The sequence below is a fragment of the Mesorhizobium sp. M4B.F.Ca.ET.017.02.2.1 genome, from assembly GCF_003998955.1.
Classification (GTDB): domain Bacteria; phylum Pseudomonadota; class Alphaproteobacteria; order Rhizobiales; family Rhizobiaceae; genus Mesorhizobium; species Mesorhizobium abyssinicae.
The window spans coordinates 1-18,564 of sequence record NZ_RZOF01000093.1 but is presented as its reverse complement, the minus strand read 5'-3'; the positions used below and the strand labels follow the sequence as shown (position 1 = coordinate 18,564).

Here is an 18,564-nt window from a genome sequence, read left to right as displayed (position 1 = left end):
GCGATCTGTGGGCCTGCCGATTCTGAGGTGGATCGGAGATCGGCTTGTGTCTGAACTTGAACTTTACGATTGACCCTGAGCGGCAGCCTCGGCGTTTCAAGGTGATCAACGGCGCTGTTAGTCGGCAGGCATTGGTCGATGGACGACAAGGGACGGAGTCATCGCCGAGACCCTGGGGCCGAACGTGGTGATCTCGGAGGTTGCCCGGCGCTACGGGCTGCGGCCGCGGCGGAACGCTCGCAAGCTTGCGACGTCGGCAGGACAGGCCACTCCCGCCTTTGTTCCGGTGGTGGTTTCGGTGGCGCCACCGGAACGACCCGTTGGGCCTACATCCGTGCACCAGAACTCAAGGCCGCGGCCTGAGAATCGGCCGCCCGCTCACCCTTTACTTGGTTCCTCAGCCGACAGCGCTAAGAAGGAGAGCAACTTCCGTCGGTGCGAGGATCATTGCGTCGTGGCCAGTGGCGAGTTCCTGCCACGCCCAGCCATCCTGCTTCGCGACCCATTCTCGCGCTCCCGCCGTCGGCGGGTGGAGCGGATTAGTGCAGACGACATAGGTTCGGGGCCTGCCGTTGCCGAGCGGGGGCTCGAGCTTAAGTCTGCTTTCGTAGGTGCTTGCCGCATGCGGTGTTATCCGGCGCCGCACCCAGTCCGTGAGCGAGTGTCCCTTGGGAATGCCGAATGCTGTTGGCGGCGGAGTCGGCATGAAGATACCCCGTCCTTCCTCCGCAACCAATTTTCGACGGGCGGCGACGATGTCGGGGGGCATGGTGCTGAATACACTTTGACCGCTCTCGACGATGGCGCCGTCGAGCGAGATAAACGAGATGGCTGATATGGTCGGGTATCCGGTCGGCGGCGCCGGTGATGCTGATGCCGCCTAGACTGTGACCGACAAGGATCACATCGCTCAGCTCTTCCGTTACAATGTGGTTGACGATGTCGGTCACGAATGTGTCGGGCGTGATGTCCTTGCACAGCAAATGTGCGCGTTCGCCGACACCTGTCTGGGTCGGCGTGGTCACGTGGCATCCCATCTTGCGAAGATTGGCGGCGACGTCCCGCCAACACCATCCGCCATGCCAGGCACCATGCACTAGCACATACGTCTTTGTCATGGATTGTGCCGTTCCATTTGCTCACCGGCCGTTGTGGCTGCCATCCGGCACGATGGCCGAACGTTGTCCCAAAGGGGCTCGACCACGTTACCGGTGGTAAGTCCGGCGCACAGGCCGCCGCCGTGGCCTGAGGACACCCCTACCAGTCGAGGAAATTTGAATTGCGAACGCCCAATATTCACTAGCTCTTTGCAAGTGGATGGAGAGGCTCATGGTGTGCCGCAGTTGCTCGCTGCCGGCATGCTCTTGGCACGGTCCCGGCTGATCATCCGAACTTGAACAGGACACCAAAGCCGCCGCGCGGATAGTTCCACTCGATGTCGCCGCCTTTCTCGCACAATATCCGGCAGGTGCCGCATTCCATGCAGCCGTCGGCGGTGATCTCGACTTGGCCCCTGTCATTCAACTCATAGCATTTCGCTGGACAGACGTAGGTCAACGCAAGCAAGTTCGCGCTTGGCTTCTCGTGCGGTCGCACTATGATATGGGGGCGGCCGGAATCGACCAGGTAGCGGTTCTGGTAAAGCTTGTCCTCGACACGAACCTTCGTCACTGCGATCGTCATCTTGTACCCTCTTCAGCGCCATGCCAATGCCAGCCGGACCGCGTCGCTGACCAACCCCCAGCGCGAGCGCGCGTTGATGAAGGCGGCCGTGGTGGCCCTTTCCTTCTCGATCTTCGGCGTGCCGTCGACACGCATGAAGTTCTGAGCGGCATACGACATCAACCGCGGATAGCTGGTAAAAAAGTTGCTGGAATTGGTGTGGAGTAAGGCTGGCATGTCCTTGTATTTCTTAAGATCCTTGATCACAAAGGATTCATCCAGCATCGTCTTGTAGAGCGCAAGGTTCCCTTTGGTCATAGGACCGTTGCGGCTTTTGACTTTGATGATCGCCTCAGCCGCGACACGACCCGAGGTCATGGCAAGGTTCGAACCCTCACGGTGAATGGCATTGTTCAGTTGCGCTGCGTCGCCGACGATGACCCAACCGTCGCCGAAGAGCTGCGGAATGGCCCTGTAACCACCTTCGGGGATAAGATGGGCGGCATATTCTTTCACCTCCGAGCCAGCGATCAGCGGCCGGATCGAAGGATGGTTTTTCATCGCGTCTAGGAGGGCGGACGGGCTCTCCAACATCGCGGCGAAATCCGAGACCAGGCAGCCGATGCCGAGTGAAATCGACTCCTTGTTGGTGTAAAGGAAGCCGAGCCCGGCCATGTCGCGAGAGATCGTGCCCACGGCCTCGATTACGCAGCCTTCATCGCCCTTGACACCGAACCGCTGGTCAATGACCTCTTCGGGCAAGAAATGCATTTCCTTGACGGCAAGCGCCACGGTCTCCGGCTTCGGCATCTCGCGCAGGCCTGCGCGAGTGCCAAGCAATCCCGACACCCCTTCTGCGAGAACGACCACATTCGCGAAGACCACTCCGCCAGCCCGGTCTGTGCGGACGCCGATCACCTTGCCATTGCCATCACGGACGAGTTCCGTCGCGGTCGTCTCACACAGGACCGTCGCGCCAGCCTCGCGCACCTTGCGGGAAAACCATTTGTCGAACTGGGCGCGGATGATCGTGTAGCGGTTGGGTTTCGCCTCATTGAAGTCGTCCGACCGGTAATGAATTCCGGTGTGAGATGTGTTGTCCATCACCCAAAGTCGCTGTTCGACCAGGTGCCGCTCGAGGGGCGCATCATCCCGGAAGTCCGGGATGATCTTCTCCAGCATGTTCGCGTACATTATGGCGCCCTGGACGTTCTTAGAGCCCGGATATTCCCCGCGCTCCAACTGCAGTACCTTCAGCCCCTGGCTTGCCAAAGTGTAAGCAGCTGCGTTTCCGGACATGCCGGCTCCGACCACAATGGCATCGAATTGTTCAATCATGTCCTCTCCCTCAACTCGCAAGCTTGTCTCGACTGTGCGGCGACAGCCGCCGGGTGAAGGCTTCCGTGAGTGCGGGCAGGAAGCGGATTGCATCCGTGACGATCCCGAGGTGGGCGAACTCGAAAATCGGCGCGTTCGGATCGGTGTTGATCGCGACGATGAGATCGGCCCCCTCGACCCCAACTCGGTGCTGGATGGCGCCGGAAATTCCGGCCGCGATGTAAAGCTTCGGTCGAATGGTCTTGCCAGTTTGGCCAATCTGGCGATCAGCCGGCATCCAGCCCTTCTGGACCAAGGGGCGCGAACAGCCATGCTCGGCGCCGATCGCTCGGGCAAGATTCTTCACAAGCTGAAGGTTCTCCGCCGCACCGAGACCGAGGCCTCCCGCAACCACGACATCCGCATAGGCAAGATTTGCCATTGCCGACTGGTTATCCGGTAGGAAGCCGAGGACTTTGGTGACGATATCGTCCTCAACGAGCGACAGCTTGTGCCGCATGACACGCCCGACCGGCTTATCCACCCGTTGCGGCATAGGCATGACCCTTGGTCGCACCGTCGCCATTTGCGGCCGGTAATTTAGTGTATAGATCGTACACAACAACGAGCCACCAAAAGTCGGACGGGTCGCGGCGAGTGAACCGTCGGAATCTACATCAAGTTCGGTGCAGTCGGCCGTGAGCCCCGTCTGCAGGGTCGTCGCTACCGAGCCCGCAAGATCCCTGCCCAGTGTGGTCGCGCCGAGAAGGAGGATTTCGGGTTTATGGGTATTGACCAGATCCGTGAGCGCCTTGGCGAACGGCTCGTTGCGGTAGTCGGCGAGCGGCGGCGCATCGACGATGTAGACAAGATCCGCCCCGTAAGCGAAGGCCTCGGCAACAGCGTCCTCGACCATCTCGCCCGGCGGTCCCAGCACGACGCCCGCGAGCTGGACTTCAAGCTTGTCGGCTAATTTGCGGCCTTCACCCAGCAGTTCGAATGATACAGGATGCACATTGCCGCGTTCGAGCTCGAGGAAGACCCACACGTGCCGGTAGTCTTTGAAACGGTCGGGAAGTTCTTTCTTTACACCGGCACGGCCGGGGGCAAGGCGAGGGGTAGCTTGGCTTGCGGTCGACATTTTCTGCTCCTGGCCGTCACGTGCCGCTCTTGAAGGCCAACTCATGTTCCAGCGCCGGCCGGCGGGTTAAGATATCGGCGATGAGTTCATCGGCGATGTCCTGCAAGCCCTTTTCCGCGGTGTCGATCTGCGCCGCGCTTTCTGCCCGTGCGGTGGGGGCGAAAACACGCTTGACGACTGTCGGCGAGCCACGCAGACCGCACCGGGTGAGATCGTCAATGCCGGCGTCGGCTGCAGTCCACTTCACGACTTGGCTGCGCGCCGCGCAAAGAGCCTGCTGGAGCGAGCCCCGGCGGATTTCGTTGGTGTCTTCCAGCATGGTAATGAGGCAGGGGAGTCTGCTCTTCAGCAACTGGGTGCCGCCTTCGGCGCGACGCGCGACTTCGATCTCGCGCGTTTTGAGATCGATGGAGGCAATCTTCGCGACGTAGGTAAGTTGCGATAGATTCAGGCGCTTGGCTATGCCTGGTCCGACCTGGGCGGTATCGCCGTCAATCGTCTGCTTGCCGGTGAAGACGATGTCTGGCCTGCCGAAAGTCTCCCCAATTTTTGCGATTGCTTGCGAAAGAGCAAAGGAGGTCGCCAGCGTATCGGATCCGGCAAAATAGCGGTCCGTCAAGAGAACTGCTCGGTCAGCACCGTAACCGAGCGCCTTTCGCAGCGAGTCCTCCGCCATGGGCGGACCCATTGTGAGCACAGTAACCTCGCCACCATGAACGTCGCGCAGTTTGAGCGCTTCTTCGAGGGCGAACAGGTCGTAAGGATTGATGATGGTCGGCACACCCTGACGCATGATCGTGTTCGTCACCGGGTGGACGCGGATCTGGGCCGAATCCGGCACCTGCTTGATGCAGATTACGATGTGCATTGGCGATTTCTCTAAGCTCCCAGTCCGGATGCGTGCTTGGCGGTTCACCTCATTGCCTGCATCGTTCATGCCAAGTCTTCTTCCTGCCTCTATTCCAGAAGGTGGCTTCGTTTGCGTCCGAGGAGGCGTCATGAGGACTGGATTTGTCGACTTCCCGACATTGTCGCGTCGCAGCCGTGTCGGGCTCATTACTTTCCGAACCGCTTCAGTGCAGAGTCGAGCGGGACGAAGGCGCGGCCAGGTGCGGGACATATGTTTGGATCGTGGTCCCTTAGCACCTTGAACACACGTTGCGTGAGCGGCGAGGAAGTCGCGAAATCTTCGTAGGCGCGTTCCAGCTTGGCGCGCACCCGCGCGGCGATTACCTGGTCAGGCAGACCGGAGAAATCTTCTTCGGCAAGGTATTGGCCCACGCGCTTCATGATATGGAGCCGCGAGACATTCATCACTTTCGGGTCGTAGGAGACGCCAAGGCAGGCGAAGAAGTCCTCCGCAGCCGACAGGCCCTTCAGTCGCGCCAGGATATCGGTGGGATCAATCGGGCGGCTGTCAGCGGAGCAGTTCATTGTATTCTCCCGGCGCGAAATTGTGGTGTCGATGCGTTGGTGACATTGCTGACGGCGTGCCGACCTCTGGCACGGCGGCTGGGGCAAGAGACTTGGCGATCTCAAGCTTTTCTGAAGTGGTGAAGGCGACCCCGGGTTGCCTGCTCTCCATTGCGTAGGGTCGTCACGTTGAGGAAGTCCTCACGGCTCATGAGTGGGCGTCGGCTATTGTGCCGCTCGGGCCCGGGCCGGAATGAAGGTGTTCTGCACCTCGCCCGCACAGTCCAGCACTGGGAACGGCACGTAGTTTCTCGATGATCGCAGGCAGGACCTCAAGCACGCGGTCTACGTCATCTTCGCCGTTGTCACGCGACAAGGAGAAGCGGACTGCCCCACATGCCGCGTTCATAGCGATCAGAACATGGCTCGGTTCCATTGAGCCAGAGGCACAGGCGGACCCGGCGGAACAGGCGATTCCCAGCCGGCTGAGGACAATTGGGATTGCATCGCCTTCGATACCTTCGAATCCAATGTTTGCAGTGTTTGGCAATCGCTCCTGCGGATCGCCGTTGATGGATGCGTTTGGGATGCGCTGGATGATCCCGTTCTCAAGGCGGTCGCGCAACCATTTTATTCGTGTTGTCTCGTCCATGAATTTCAAGGCGAGTTCGGCCGCCATGCCCAGTCCGACTATGCCGGGTGTGTTTTCAGTGCCTGCACGCCGGTCGCGCTCTTGGTGGCCACCCTTGATCAGGGAGGAGAAGCGCACGCCACGTCTTACATAAAGCGCGCCTATCCCCTTTGGACCATGCAGCTTGTGGGCGGAGAGCGACAGCATGTCGATCGCGGTCGATTTCAGCTCAATCGGAAACCTTCCGACCGCCTGCACTGCATCAGTGTGGAAAAGCGCGCCGACTTCCCTGGCTAGGTCGGCAAGCTCAACCACGGGAAAGATCGTACCGGTCTCACTGTTCGCCCACATTATCGAGACGATTGCCACTTGTGGGGTGAGGGCGGTTCTGTAGGCGTCCAGGTCGAGCCGGCCGTGGTGATCGACTGGGATAATGTGCACCTTGACGCCGCGCGTCTTTTCAAGGTGCGCGCACAACTTCAGAACGGCCGGATGTTCAACCGCGGAAGTCACTATTTCCGTTCGACCGGGCATTACCTCGAGCGCCGAAAGGATGGCTGTACTGTCGCTTTCAGTCCCGCCCGAGGTGAAGATGATCTCGTCCTCGAATCCCGCGCCGATGAGGGCTTGCAACTGCCGCCTCGCCTTTCTCACGGCTTCAGCAACCGATGCGCCATAGGCGTGCATGGACGAAGGATTGCCAAATTGCTCCGTAAAGAAAGGCAACATCGCTCCAAGGACTGCAGGATCAACCCGCGTCGTTGCGTTGTTGTCGAGATAGACAGGTCTCATGGGAGTGATCCTTCAACTGCTGAAATGATTCAAGGGTAGGCGGGCCATTGAACCTCTGGCGCATATCGTATCTGGTGAGGTGGGCGGCCGGGCGAGCGATGGCTTGGCTGACCGGTCGCTGCCGACATTGCCATTTGGTGGCGGCATCCGCCGGGAATTCAGCTGTTTCGGGCAATGTTGTTTGCTTGCCCACGGCAACGATCGATGATCGCGATTTGGCACATCACCGAACGCAATTGTTCCGGGCCGACAGTGCGTGTCGGCTGGTTCCAGAGCGCCGGGGGTTACCGGTTTGACGCAGTATTCCTTGGCGTCGCTATAGTCGAACATAGCCTGTTCCCCTGCAATCATTTGCAGGACTTGCCGCAGCTGCACTTCTCCTGCGCATTGGGGTTATCGAAAACAAAGCCGGATGTTTCGAGCCCTGTGACGAAGTCGACGGTCATGCCGGCGGCATGGGGTTGGGAGCCTCTATCCATGAACACCTTGAGCCCATCTCGCTCGATGATCGTATCGCCCTCATGTGAGACGCTCTCCAGGCCCATTGAGTATTGGAAGCCGGCGCAGCCGCCGGCATGGACCATGATGCGAAATCCTTCCGCCGGCTCGCTGGCGCGGTAAAGAGCGGCCTTGATGGCGGCAACAGCGTTGTCGGTGAGCGTAATCATGGCTCGATTTCTCCTCGGTCCGTGACGTTTTCGCGGATCATCTCGCATGAACCGTGCCAAAGGGAAGACGTGTGTAAAAACGGTAGGACATCCCGACGTCTCTATGCTCGATTGCTGGGGAGACGTCCGACAACCGACACTTACTGTCGGGTTTGTCGCGTCCGCGTCACAGGAGGGGCGCCTGAGTTCGCGATGCACTCACGCGTAAAGCAATGAACAGAGCCAAAGATGTTCAGAGCTTGCCGCGGAGCAACTGGCACGACTTTTGAGAGCCTTCGTTGCGGCGGCAAAATTGCCGGCCGATTCACCTTTGGGTTGCCCTCGCAATCGAAGAACGAAGGAAGCAATATGTCGCTCCTCCCTCAGACCCGCCTTGTGTGGGAAAGCAGCACCGCCGGTGGAACCCGAATGCTCGATCGGCCGATTGGCGCCGACCACCCAACAATCGCTCTCTACCGGCGATTGGCCGCTGACCGCCCGGAGACAGGATTCGACTGGCGTGTGCCTGACGATCAATCGCGTCCGCCGTGCACACCCCTGAGGCCCTTTTTTCGACCGATCGTCAAAAGAAGAACGGGGCGGGGTTAAAAACATGGATCAGCGCAAGAAGCGGTCGCCCAACGAAATCCGGCGTGCGTGGGAAGTCTGTCCGAGCATTCCCGCGCGTGATTTCGCCGCCCAATTGGGCATTTCGGAAGCGGAACTGGTCGCGGCCCATTGCGGTTTCGGCGCGGCACGCATCGACCCGCGCGTCAATCACCTGCTGACGGGCCTCGAATTCGTGGGCGAAGTGACGGCGCTGACCCGCAATCAAGGTGCCGTGCACGAAAAGATTGGCGTCTTCAACAAAGTGATAACCGGCAACAATCACGCCATGGTCCTTGGTGACGAATTCGACCTTCGCGTCTTCCCGCAGGCTTGGAGGTATGGTTTCGCTGTTGAAAGGCGCCATCGCGGCGGAATCCAGCGCAGTTTGCAATTCTTCGACGCCGCCGGCGCAGCAGTGCATAAGGTGCATCTCAGGCCGGTCTCCAACCTTCATGCCTATCGAAAGCTGGTGGCCGAGCTCGTATCCGCCAACCAGGAGCCGACCATGTCGCTTAAGGCGAGAGTAGCCGACCTGGGCGCGAGGACTGCGGACCGGGCCGGCACGGTGGACGACCTACGCGAGCACTGGAGCCGGCTGACTGACGTCAACCTTCTGAAGACGCTCAAGCTCAGCCGCTGCCAGGCTTTGCGCATGGTAGGCCAGGATTACGCTTGGCTGCTCGACAATGCTGCAGTTGGCGCCGTGCTCCAGCGTGCGGCCGAAGACGAATTGCCGATCATGTGCTTCGTCGGCAACCGAGGCTCTATCCAGACCCATTCCGGCTTAATCAAGTCGGTCAAGCAGATCGGGCCGTGCATCTATGTGCTGGACGAAACCTTCCGGCTGCATCTCAGGAGCCACCAAATCCGTGAGGTTTGGGCCGTGCGCAAGCCGACCAATGACAGTCACGTCACCTCGCTCGAAGCATATGGGTCCGACGGCAAGATGATCATCCAGTTGTTCGGTGCGCGCAAGGAAGGCGAACGCGAGCGCGACGACTGGCGGGTTCTGGCGGAAAACCTGCCGCGTTTCCCCGACAGCTACATGAGAACAGCTACATGAGAAAGACCGATCGTTGTCGGTGGGACGCCGGCGCCCATCTGCCTCCGCAGCGAGTAGCCGGGCATTGAAGCCGAGATCGGGAACACGATGACGCAATAAGCGCGCTGTATTGTCATAACGCGATGAGCAGGTAGCAATTTGGCGCTGCCCCATCGAAGGCATGGTTACGACGAAGCCGCGGCCTTTGGCCGAGCTCAGAGGTGACAATAGCGTTAACGCCACCGACCGTCGTCACTCCCCACCAGGCGGTCAGCTGTTGCGGTTCGGGCCGAGCAGAAATACTGTCAAGACAGCGAGGAACGTGGCAACCGCGCTGTAGAGAAAGACACTGGCAATGCCCGTGTGATCCACCAATAGGCCACCGAAAGTTGTGCCGGCTGCGATCGCCACTTGGAAGGCTATGACCATCAGTACACCAGCGCTCTCGGCCTGTTTCGGAGCGGCGCGCAGCACCATCCAGGTCTGCAATCCGACCGGGACCGCGCCAAAAGCAAAGCCCCATACGGCAACTGCAATTGCCGAGGTCAAGGCCGATGCTCCCATAGTCAGGAGCGAGACAGCGGCTACGGCAATGAGCAGGGGCGGCAGGGCCGCGACTGCCTTGAGACTGTGTTTGGTGAGGAATGCGCCCGCTAAATTGCCGAAGACGCCGGCCGTGCCAGAAGCAAGGAACACGAGCGGGATCGACTTCTTGTCGAGCGGAGGAACGCTCTCGAGAAAGTCGCGGATGTAGGCGAAGCTGGCAAAATGGCCGGAAGCGACCAATAGCACGACTAGGACCGCAACCTTCATCGTCGGATTCTTCGCGACATCCAGCGGACTGCGGAATCTGCGCACTTCGATCGGAGGCAGTGGCGGAATGGTTACGAGTTGCACGAGCAGCGCAACGGCACTCACGATTGCGGCGACCTTGAACGAGGCTCGCCATCCCCAAATGTCACCGACATAAGCGCCGATTGGAGCCGCGCAGACGGAGGCGACAGAAACGCCGGTGAGGATGATCGACATGGCGCGCGGCATGAGGTGACTTGGAACCAGCCGCATTGCCAACGCTGCCGAAATTGACCAAAAACCACCGAGCGATATGCCGAGGACGACGCGTGCCGCCAGCAACACCGGCAGCGACCCCGCAACCTCCGCCAGAACGTTCGACAGGATCAGCAGCAGCGTCATCGCCCAGATGACGACCCTGCGGTCCAGACGCTTTGTCACGATGGCCATTGTCGGTGCCGAGATCGCCGCGACGATTGCGGTCGCTGTTAGCGCCTGTCCAGCCGTGCCCGTGCTGATACCGAGATCATGCGCGAGCGGTGTCAGAACGCTGGCGGGCAGAAACTCTGCCGTCACAAGCCCGAAGGTGCCGAAGGAAAGCGAAATGATCGCACCCCATGCGGGGCCAGACCGTTGATAGGGACTTTCTGGGTCAAGCCGATCTCGGTCGAACAGAGCCGCGTCCACTAAATCTGTCGCCGATTCGGTCATGAATGAGTTCTCCAGCTAGGAGCTGTTGCAGCAGGGGTGGCTATATCGCCGGGGATCAAAGCCGCTAGACCTTCCGGCGGCGGCCAGTCGGCCTCAGTCGAGGCCTCGGCGCCCACGCATCCGAGGCCTCATCGGAGGGCCGACGGACACAACCGTCGACAATGCGGGAGAGTTCTCGGCGCGGTCGCATCGATCGCATCCGTCGAAGTGCGGCCTGTTCACTGCGAACCAAGCAAGCCGAACGCGGTGTCCTCGATCGAGGCCTTGATGGGGGGATGATCGACGATCTCTATATTGCTTTGAAGCAGGAAGTTCCGTCGCCATATGCGGTTATCCTGGCAGCCAGAATTGAGCGGTCGTCGCAAGCACCAAGGCGGTCGCAATGAGTGCAACGAGGCGGAAGTCTGATCGATGGCTGCGGTTCGATGGCCGCGCGATCGACAGAATTGAGGTGATGAGTTATCCCTTTTGAAGCCGTTGCTCCCAATTCTGGGATAAGGTAATTGCAGGCGGTCCCAGCAACGTCGGGCGGCCTTTTTGGTGATTGAATTCATGGGACGACACTCTCGGTCCGTGACGCGTCTGCGAATGACTGCGCAAGTACCGTGCCATCAACGACAAATCTGGCTCTGCTGAGCGGGTGGTGGAGGCACGAGCGTGGGCTATCCCAAGAGCTTGCCGCAAGGTTGTTCGAAGTTGAGGTGCCGGATAGGCCGCAAATATGTCGGGCGGCCTGGGGTTCGCCAACACGAAGATGCGCAAGTTCAAAAGGACGAGCTGAACCCTTGCCGATATCCGTCCGAGGCTGATCTGGAGAAGGTCAAGAACTGCGTCTTGAAGGCTTTCCGCCGCACCGGCAAATGCGAAGCCAAGGTGCTGGGCAAGATGGACAGGGCCACACAACCCCTCGACTGGACGCTCATTAACGGCATCGGTGTGGCTCTGGTAGCTGGCGAGAAAACGCCGTGCTGAAAGACGAAAGCTCGTGTGGCCGGCTCTGAAGGAGGGCCAATGAGGCAGGCGAGGAGAGGCTATAGCCCATTCTTGTAGACTGACCTTGTCCCACGGAGGCGGCTAACCACCCCGCCAGACATCATCGAGGGGAGCGCCACTAGGCTCACGAACAAGTGTTGGTCATTTCCACCTGGGTGACCTCGGCCAAGTCACCAAACCGCTTAGCGCAACCTTTCGAACTGGATGCTCCCCGGGCACATGATCGGCTAGCGATCCCACCAATTGAGTTGCTCCAAGTCGGTGTCTAGCTTTCTACATTCTGTGTCCGACGCTGGACAAGAATGTTGCAATCCCGACCAGTAAGTCAGCACAGGCGCCACCTGTTGCCCAGCAAACGGCAAGGATTATCGAAAGACGAATTCGGCACGGAGCTTGCACCAACGATTGCATGCAAATGCCGACAGCATCTCATGAACGGTCTCTCGATTCTGGCGCGGTTAAATCGCGGCCGGTTCCAGATCATGTCCCGCCCGAAATGGTGAGGGACTTCAGCCTGTTTACGTCGCCCGGCATGTTGCCGACGGCCAACGGGGATCCGCATGCAGCGGTTGCTTGCGTTCATGCCGGGCCTCCGATCTTTTATTCAACCAGCAACACGCGCGACGGTCGGGGTACCTGGGTCATCACTCGCGCGAGCGACCAGCGCCGGGTGCTGCAGGACACCGAAACGTTTTCCAGCCATCGCAGCATCTTCGCCTCTGTGCTCGGCGAGAGCTGGCCGATGATCCCGCTTGAGCTCGATCCGCCATTCCACGGTGTTTTTCGCTCACTGCTCAATCCGCTGCTTTCGCCAAAGCGGGTAATGGCATTGGAGCCGGCTGTCCGGGAACGAGCGATCAAGCTGATCGACAGGATCGCCGCATCAGGCACGAGCTGCGACATCATGAAGGATTTTGCAGTTCCGTTCGCGGTCAATATCTTCCTTCGCTTTATTGGGCTTTCGGACGACGGACTAGAAACATTTGTCGGCTGGGCTAGAGATCTGCTCCACGGCGATAAGGAGCAACGACCACCCGCAGCCCGGACGATCGTGGCCTTCATCGACGAACTTGCCACCGAGCGCCGCAAGGAGCCGGTCGATGATTTCATGACCTTCATCGTGAAGGCAAAGGTCGAGGGCCGTCTGCTCAGTGACGAAGAAGTCCGTGGCATCGGCGTGCTTGTGTTCGTCGCGGGGCTCGACACGGTCTCAGCAGCCATATGCTTCGACTTGGCCCATCTCGCGCGCAACCCCAAAGATCAGGAATTGCTACGAAGCGAACCGGACCGGATTGCCGTCGCCGCGGAAGAATTGCTGCGCGCCTATTCGACCATTCAGATGATCCGAGTGGCAACGAAGGATGTCGACTTCAAAGGCGCGCCGATCCGCAAGGGAGACTATGTTTCCTGTGCCACGATGATTGCCAATCGTGACCCGGCGGAATTCGAATACCCGAATGAGATCGATCTGGCGCGCGAGGACAACCGGCACGCTGCCTTTGGCTATGGTCCCCATCGTTGTCTTGGCTCACACCTTGCCCGGCGGGAGATTGTCATTGGCCTGGAGGAGTGGCTGGCGCGCATCCCAGCCTTTCGGATCAAGACAGGGACTGAACCCATCACCTTCGGCGGCCATGTGTTCGGGATCGAGAATCTGATCCTGGACTGGTCCTGAAGTTTCCGCCAACGACATTGGAGTTCGCTATGCGTGTCATCGTACACAAAGCCAGATGCCAGGGTCATGCGCGCTGCTTGGCGCGGGCGCCGAGAGTCTTCAAGCTTGATGACGACGGCTACATCTTGCCCGGTGATATTGATGTTGCCGATGGGGAGCAACTGCTTGCCTCACAAGGGGTAAGAGCCTGCCCCGAACAAGCTCTGGAAGTTGACGAGCCCCCCGCTAACTCAATTGTAGAGAGAGACACACGCAAAGTGCAGACTGGCGTCGGGAAGGACAAAACAATCATACAATTCGCGACAGAACCTGTCGACCACGCGAAAATTACCGAACTGCGTGACCGAGAGGCGATCCGCAACTGCCTGTATCGGTACTGCCGCGGGATAGACCGCGCCGATGAGGCGGCGCTGCGTAGCGCATACTGGCCCGAAGCGTATGACAGGCACGGTCCCTATTGCGGACCGGCAGAGGACTTCATCCAATTTGCTCTCGGTCTGCCGGGGCAGCGTAACATCCATCAAATCACGAACAGCCTGATCGACTTCATCAGTTCAGCAGAGGCCGCGGTCGAGAGCTATTTCACCGCGCTGCAACGCGGACCGGATACAGACCAAGAAATACGTCAGACGCTGCTTTGCGGCCGTTACTGCGATCTGTTTCAGAAGAGGCAGGACGAGTGGCGAATTGCGGAACGGACAGTCGTCTACGATTGGGTTGAGGAGCAAATCCCGCCAGCGATTCTTGAGGCAGATAGGTTCGGCCGGCGACAGCCGATTGGAGCACCACATCCAGACGATCCCATCTACCAGCTGCTCAAGCGTCACATCCCCACCGACCAAGATGGCGTCGAGGGTCCCCAACTGGGAGCTGCATAAGTGGGTAGAAATGGAGGATGAGCGCCTTGCGGGATTGAGATCTGTGTGGGGCCGCAACTGGCGGTCACTGCAACGATTTGGCTCGACCCTTCATTCCGCCCAAGGTCGATGGGCTGAGATCACAAGCGGTCATCGTGGAGAAGCTCTCGTGAAACTGGCAGCACGCACCGTAATCATCACAGGCGCCGCGGGCGGGATCGGCCGTGCCCTGGTCGATATCCTTGCCGCGGACGGAGACACTGTAGTTGCGGTGGACCTTCCGGGCAGTGGTGTGGTTGAACTGGCTCGGGATCTCGGGTCGCCGCACGTCGGTCTGGAGTGCGATGTGTCGCGAGAGAAGGACATGCTCTCACTTTTCGGCCAGGTCGAAGCACGGTTCGCGCAAATCGATGTCCTCATCAACAATGCGGCGGTTGGACCCACGATGGATAGGATCATCGACACCGCTGTCGATACCTTCCGACGCGGCGTGACAGTGAACCTTATTGGGCCATTCGTTATGGCCCGGGAAGCGGCGCGGCGCATGAGGCCGGGCGGTGCGATCGTCAATGTGGCTTCGATGGCGGGCGTGGTCGGCAATCCCAGGCGCAACGCCTACGCAGCCTCGAAAGCTGGCGTGATCTCGTTGACAAAGTCCCTTGCGTGCGAGTGGGCTATGCGAGGAATCCGCGTCACGGCGGTGGCGCCGGGCTCCGTCCGCACCCCAATGGTCACAGAACTGGCACGCGCTGGCAAAATGGACCTCGCGGCGATACGCCGCCGCGTGCCGATGGGGCGCTTGGCTCGCCCCGACGAGATCGCCAGGGTCGTGCGTTTTCTGAGCAGCACGCAGGCGCGCTACATCACCGGCTCGGTGCTGGCAGTCGACGGAGGCTGGATGTCATTCAACCAGCCGGGGGATGCTCACCCGCCGGTGGATAGTGCGCTCCAAGCCGAGCTCTCCTGTCCGGCCGAATGCACAGATGCGCGAATCGTGCTCGTCACCGGTGGCGCAAAAAGCATTGGCGCGGCCGTCGCTCGCCGCTTTGCCGCGAACGGCGACACCGTCGTGATTGCTGATAAAGATGGCACTGCAGCGGCAGAGCTGGCTACATCGCTCCCCGGCAAGCATCTGGCGAAATCGCTGGACGTGGCCGTCGAGAGCGATGTGGTGTCGATGTTCGAAGAGCTGAGGCGACGCTTCGGGTATATCGATGTTCTGGTCAATAGTGCTGATACCGCCGACAGGATTGTGCCTGCGATCGAGCAACTGTCGAAACAGCTCGAACACGTCCTGGATGTCAACCTTACCGGCGCCTTCACCTGCGCGCGCGAAGCGATCAAGGCTATGCGCCCGGGCGGCGTGATCCTCAATCTCGGGTCGATCGACAGCTTTCTGCCGTTCGCGCCGCGCCATGCCTACGGCGCCTCCAAGGCGGGGATGGATATGCTGACCCGTTGCATGGCGGCCGAACTCGGCCCGGTCGGAATTCGGACAGCCACCGTCGCTCCTGGCCACATCCGCACGCCCGCACTTGCTCAGTTGGCCAAAGCCGGCCGCATCGACCTGGCAGCAATCGGACGACGCATCCCCATGGGCAGGATGGGACGGCCAGAAGACGTCGCAGATGCATCGTTCTTCCTTGCTTCGTCTGACGCCTCATACATCAACGGCTCGATCCTCTACGTGGACGGCGGCTGGACCTCGTTCGGTGATGCGGGAAACGCCAGCGAACTCTATGACGAATGTTTTGCGGAGGCCGCAGGTTAATTGCCAGGCATTCGCAGGGCGACCGGCCGAGCATTATGAAGCCTCGGCTCCACGACGCACCCGAGGTGCTTGAGATCCAAGCATGCGCATGCCGAGCACATTCCCGGTCGGCTGACGTGTCTATAACGAGGAGAAATCATGGAATTTGCCACTTTCATTCTGGCCGCCCAGCGTGGCTATCACCAATCCTCAGAAAGCGTCATCCGCAACTCCATCGAACAGGCCGTCGCTTCGGAGCAGGCTGGGTTCAACACCGCGTGGTTTGCTGAGCACCACTTCAACAATTACAGCCTCATACCATCCCCGCTGATGATGGTGGCGCACTGCGCCGGCTTGACAAGCACGATTCGCCTGGGCACTGCCGTCTGCGTGCTGCCGCTTTACCAACCGCAGCGCCTGCTGTCCGAGATCGGCTTCGCCGACATCGTTGCGAACGGCCGTCTCGAGCTCGGCGTAGGCTTGGGATACCAGCAGTTCGAGTTCGAACGGTTCGGCGTGGACATCGATGAGGCGCCGGCCGTCTTTTCGGAATACCTGGACATCATTCTCAAGGGCCTCAACCAAAACGTCTTCGAACACGACGGCCAGTATGAGAAGATCCCCCCAACAGCGATTTCGGTCCGCACAGTCCAGCAGCCGACGCCGCCTATCTGGATCGCTGGCGGAGCCGCACGGATGGCTCGGGCCTACCGCGAGGGGCACAATTTTTTTGTCACAGCCTTCCACGACGGCTTAGAGACTTTGACCACACTGCGTGAATCAGTCGAGAGGGCGGCGGCATCCGAGGAAAAGAACGTCACCGACGTCAAGATATCGCTGCTGCGCTGCTGCTATGCCAGCCACGACGAGTTGGAGATCAACAGCTATCTCGACAATGCCCGCTTCCAGCGCCGGCTTTCTGAAGCCCTGCATCAGCGCCGCCAACAGAGCCACGATGGCTACCTGCTGCAGGAGACACCGACCCAGCAGGATCTGTCCTTCGAGACCATGCGCAAAAATTTGCCGATTGGCAGCGTAAATCGCGTGATTGATCGCCTGCTGGAAGAGATCGATGTCTTGAAACCGGACCAGATCGCAGTTCAGACTCAATTGGGCGACTTCGACCAAAAGACGATGCTGCGCCAGATCGAGCTCTGGGGCGACAAGATCATCCCTGCGGTCAACAAGGCGCTTTGTCATGCCGGAAGCTGAAGCCGGCCGTTACGATGATGGCTGCCTATCCACGCGCGCAATGGCGTGGGTCCGAGCTAGGGAGGAGCTTCGATCAGCATGTGCTGCCCTGCGTGCTTTCGCGTTCGCTTGAGGAGGTCCAGGCGGGCGAGGTGTTGGCGACGGAGGGGACAGGCCTTTCGTCTGTCGAATTGCGTGATGTCTTGGCCGCAACTTTCCCGTCTACCTCCAGCAGCGTATTCGCTTTGGAGGAGTTGAGCGAGCCCGAGCCGGAACTGGAAGAGGAGCTGCTGCGCCGGCTGCTGCTAGCGCATGCTGCGCCGGGCGACCCGGCGAGCGCCCGCTTGGCCAAGATCATCGCCCGGCGTGCGATGCGCACGGACCATCTTTGGCGGGATCTTGGCCTCTCAAATCGCGCTGAGCTCAGCCGCCTGCTTGCCAGACATTTTCCCGCGCTGGCGGCAGGCAACACAGAAAACATGAAATGGAAAAAGTACTTTTACCGCAAGCTGTGTGAGGCCGAAGGCTTTTCGTCATGCACTGCACCCAGTTGTCGGGAATGCCATGACTTCGAAAGCTGCTTCGGCCCGGAGGAAGTTGAGAGTCGCCTCTCGCCGACCAGGAATGCCGGTTAGTCACTTCGCTTGATCGCAGCTGCGGACAACCGCTTATCACGGCGCCGTAGTATGGAGGAAGGGATGTTCATCGCCTCGCGATATTTGGTGACGGTACGGCGAGCGACATTGATGCCGGTCTGCTTGAGCTGAGCAACGATGTCTTCGTCGGAAAGTACCTTGTCGAGCGATTCTTCGGCGATGATTGCCTTGATCCGATGGCGGACAGATTTGGCGGAGTGCGCGTCGCCGCCCTCGCAGGATGCGATTGTCGCTGTGAAAAAATACTTCAGCTCGAACACCCCGCGCGGAGTTAACATGTACCTGTTCGAAGCCACCCGGCTTACCGTCGACTGGTGCATTTTGATCCCGTCAGCGACATTTTTGAGACAGAGAGGCCGCAGATGGGCGACGCCGTGTGTAAAAAAGGCATCCTGCTGGCGCACGATTTCGGTCGCAACCTTAAGGATCGTCTTAGCGCGCTGCTCGAGACAGCTGATCAGCCAGTTCCCTTTTTCCTGGCAATGGTCGAGAAACGCTTTGCCTTCCGGATTTTGATTGGTCAGCTGCGAGATTTCGGCGACATAGGTGTGGTTGATCAACACTTTGGGCAGCGTGGCCGGATCAAGCTCCACCCGCCATCCACCTTCGGACTTGGGCATTACCCAGACGTCCGGTACGATGGTTTCCGGCGTCCCGGACTGGAACCGGTCTCCAGGCTTGGGAT

General features: G+C 59.8%; 17 protein-coding genes and 2 pseudogenes. 8 read left to right on the top strand and 11 right to left on the bottom strand.

What is annotated here, in order from left to right; translation table 11 throughout:
* Nucleotides 1-593: 593 nt before the first annotated feature.
* From EN738_RS13970 to EN738_RS13930, 9 genes are all read right to left on the bottom strand, one after another.
* Complete coding sequence (locus tag EN738_RS13970) at nt 594-1,118, bottom strand: alpha/beta fold hydrolase (RefSeq protein WP_128345484.1); 525 nt, start codon at nt 1,116-1,118, stop codon at nt 594-596.
* 265 nt (nt 1,119-1,383) lie between these two features.
* Nucleotides 1,384-1,683 (bottom strand): ferredoxin family protein, encoded by a 300-nt coding sequence (locus EN738_RS13965; protein WP_091599526.1) that lies wholly within the window; start codon nt 1,681-1,683, stop codon nt 1,384-1,386.
* A 12-nt stretch (nt 1,684-1,695) separates the two neighbouring features.
* The gene (locus EN738_RS13960; RefSeq protein WP_091599523.1) at nt 1,696-3,000 is read right to left on the bottom strand and encodes an FAD-binding protein; all 1,305 of its coding nucleotides are present in this window, start codon (nt 2,998-3,000) and stop codon (nt 1,696-1,698) included.
* Between the two features lie 10 nt (nt 3,001-3,010).
* Nucleotides 3,011-4,120, bottom strand: a complete 1,110-nt coding sequence (locus EN738_RS13955; RefSeq protein ID WP_091599520.1) for an electron transfer flavoprotein subunit alpha/FixB family protein — start codon at nt 4,118-4,120, stop codon at nt 3,011-3,013.
* Between the two features lie 16 nt (nt 4,121-4,136).
* Nucleotides 4,137-4,988 (bottom strand): electron transfer flavoprotein subunit beta/FixA family protein, encoded by an 852-nt coding sequence (locus tag EN738_RS13950; RefSeq protein ID WP_126059306.1) that lies wholly within the window; start codon nt 4,986-4,988, stop codon nt 4,137-4,139.
* A gap of 188 nt (nt 4,989-5,176) precedes the next feature.
* Entirely contained in the window at nt 5,177-5,554 is a 378-nt protein-coding gene (gene nifW, locus EN738_RS13945; RefSeq protein ID WP_091599514.1) for a nitrogenase stabilizing/protective protein NifW, read from the bottom strand.
* Between the two features lie 187 nt (nt 5,555-5,741).
* The gene (nifS, locus tag EN738_RS13940) at nt 5,742-6,956 is read right to left on the bottom strand and encodes a cysteine desulfurase NifS (RefSeq protein WP_091599511.1); all 1,215 of its coding nucleotides are present in this window, start codon (nt 6,954-6,956) and stop codon (nt 5,742-5,744) included.
* Between the two features lie 12 nt (nt 6,957-6,968).
* The gene (locus EN738_RS13935; RefSeq protein WP_127284186.1) at nt 6,969-7,286 is read right to left on the bottom strand and encodes a hypothetical protein; all 318 of its coding nucleotides are present in this window, start codon (nt 7,284-7,286) and stop codon (nt 6,969-6,971) included.
* 17 nt (nt 7,287-7,303) lie between these two features.
* A complete protein-coding gene (locus EN738_RS13930) occupies nt 7,304-7,624 on the bottom strand; it encodes an iron-sulfur cluster assembly accessory protein (protein WP_091599508.1) in 321 nt (106 codons plus the stop codon).
* Between the two features lie 592 nt (nt 7,625-8,216).
* Between EN738_RS13930 and EN738_RS13925 the strand changes: the two genes are divergently transcribed.
* Nucleotides 8,217-9,275: a ChuX/HutX family heme-like substrate-binding protein gene (locus EN738_RS13925; protein WP_091599505.1), complete on the top strand. Its 1,059-nt coding sequence runs from the start codon at nt 8,217-8,219 to the stop codon at nt 9,273-9,275.
* 249 nt (nt 9,276-9,524) lie between these two features.
* Here EN738_RS13925 and EN738_RS13920 read toward each other — a convergent pair whose 3' ends face one another.
* On the bottom strand, nt 9,525-10,757 hold the full coding sequence (locus EN738_RS13920; RefSeq protein ID WP_091599502.1) for an MFS transporter: 1,233 nt from the start codon (nt 10,755-10,757) through the stop codon (nt 9,525-9,527).
* A gap of 657 nt (nt 10,758-11,414) precedes the next feature.
* On the opposite strand from EN738_RS13920, the gene EN738_RS13915 reads away from it, so the two are divergent.
* From EN738_RS13915 to EN738_RS13890, 7 genes and pseudogenes are all read left to right on the top strand, one after another.
* A complete protein-coding gene (locus EN738_RS13915) occupies nt 11,415-11,729 on the top strand; it encodes a hypothetical protein (protein ID WP_091599500.1) in 315 nt (104 codons plus the stop codon).
* 517 nt (nt 11,730-12,246) lie between these two features.
* On the top strand, nt 12,247-13,425 hold the full coding sequence (locus EN738_RS13910) for a cytochrome P450 (RefSeq protein ID WP_164746650.1): 1,179 nt from the start codon (nt 12,247-12,249) through the stop codon (nt 13,423-13,425).
* A 29-nt stretch (nt 13,426-13,454) separates the two neighbouring features.
* A pseudogene (locus EN738_RS36280) lies at nt 13,455-13,577 on the top strand (ferredoxin); the annotation flags it as partial.
* Between the two features lie 138 nt (nt 13,578-13,715).
* Complete coding sequence (locus tag EN738_RS13905; protein WP_236378846.1) at nt 13,716-14,303, top strand: nuclear transport factor 2 family protein; 588 nt, start codon at nt 13,716-13,718, stop codon at nt 14,301-14,303.
* Nucleotides 14,304-14,451: 148 nt separating this feature from the next.
* A complete protein-coding gene (locus EN738_RS13900) occupies nt 14,452-16,053 on the top strand; it encodes an SDR family oxidoreductase (RefSeq protein ID WP_091599495.1) in 1,602 nt (533 codons plus the stop codon).
* A 138-nt stretch (nt 16,054-16,191) separates the two neighbouring features.
* Complete coding sequence (locus tag EN738_RS13895; protein WP_091599492.1) at nt 16,192-17,244, top strand: LLM class flavin-dependent oxidoreductase; 1,053 nt, start codon at nt 16,192-16,194, stop codon at nt 17,242-17,244.
* Nucleotides 17,245-17,258: 14 nt separating this feature from the next.
* On the top strand, nt 17,259-17,858 hold the full coding sequence (locus EN738_RS13890) for a nitrogen fixation protein NifQ (RefSeq protein ID WP_126057643.1): 600 nt from the start codon (nt 17,259-17,261) through the stop codon (nt 17,856-17,858).
* Here the strand turns inward: EN738_RS13890 and EN738_RS13885 are convergent.
* A pseudogene (locus EN738_RS13885) lies at nt 17,855-18,564 on the bottom strand (RNA polymerase sigma-54 factor); the annotation flags it as partial. The gene EN738_RS13890 and the pseudogene EN738_RS13885 overlap by 4 nt on opposite strands.

Bases quoted from the DNA above. Each gene is read 5' to 3' on its own strand.
- EN738_RS13970 (WP_128345484.1), bottom strand. From the start codon at position 1,118: ATGACAAAGACGTATGTGCTAGTGCATGGTGCCTGGCATGGCGGATGG.
- EN738_RS13965 (WP_091599526.1), bottom strand. From the start codon at position 1,683: ATGACGATCGCAGTGACGAAGGTTCGTGTCGAGGACAAGCTTTACCAG.
- EN738_RS13960 (WP_091599523.1), bottom strand. From the start codon at position 3,000: ATGATTGAACAATTCGATGCCATTGTGGTCGGAGCCGGCATGTCCGGA.
- EN738_RS13955 (WP_091599520.1), bottom strand. From the start codon at position 4,120: ATGTCGACCGCAAGCCAAGCTACCCCTCGCCTTGCCCCCGGCCGTGCC.
- EN738_RS13950 (WP_126059306.1), bottom strand. From the start codon at position 4,988: ATGCACATCGTAATCTGCATCAAGCAGGTGCCGGATTCGGCCCAGATC.
- nifW (WP_091599514.1), bottom strand. From the start codon at position 5,554: ATGAACTGCTCCGCTGACAGCCGCCCGATTGATCCCACCGATATCCTG.
- nifS (WP_091599511.1), bottom strand. From the start codon at position 6,956: ATGAGACCTGTCTATCTCGACAACAACGCAACGACGCGGGTTGATCCT.
- EN738_RS13935 (WP_127284186.1), bottom strand. From the start codon at position 7,286: ATGTTCGACTATAGCGACGCCAAGGAATACTGCGTCAAACCGGTAACC.
- EN738_RS13930 (WP_091599508.1), bottom strand. From the start codon at position 7,624: ATGATTACGCTCACCGACAACGCTGTTGCCGCCATCAAGGCCGCTCTT.
- EN738_RS13925 (WP_091599505.1), top strand. From the start codon at position 8,217: ATGGATCAGCGCAAGAAGCGGTCGCCCAACGAAATCCGGCGTGCGTGG.
- EN738_RS13920 (WP_091599502.1), bottom strand. From the start codon at position 10,757: ATGACCGAATCGGCGACAGATTTAGTGGACGCGGCTCTGTTCGACCGA.
- EN738_RS13910 (WP_164746650.1), top strand. From the start codon at position 12,247: ATGGTGAGGGACTTCAGCCTGTTTACGTCGCCCGGCATGTTGCCGACG.
- EN738_RS13895 (WP_091599492.1), top strand. From the start codon at position 16,192: ATGGAATTTGCCACTTTCATTCTGGCCGCCCAGCGTGGCTATCACCAA.
- EN738_RS13890 (WP_126057643.1), top strand. From the start codon at position 17,259: ATGATGGCTGCCTATCCACGCGCGCAATGGCGTGGGTCCGAGCTAGGG.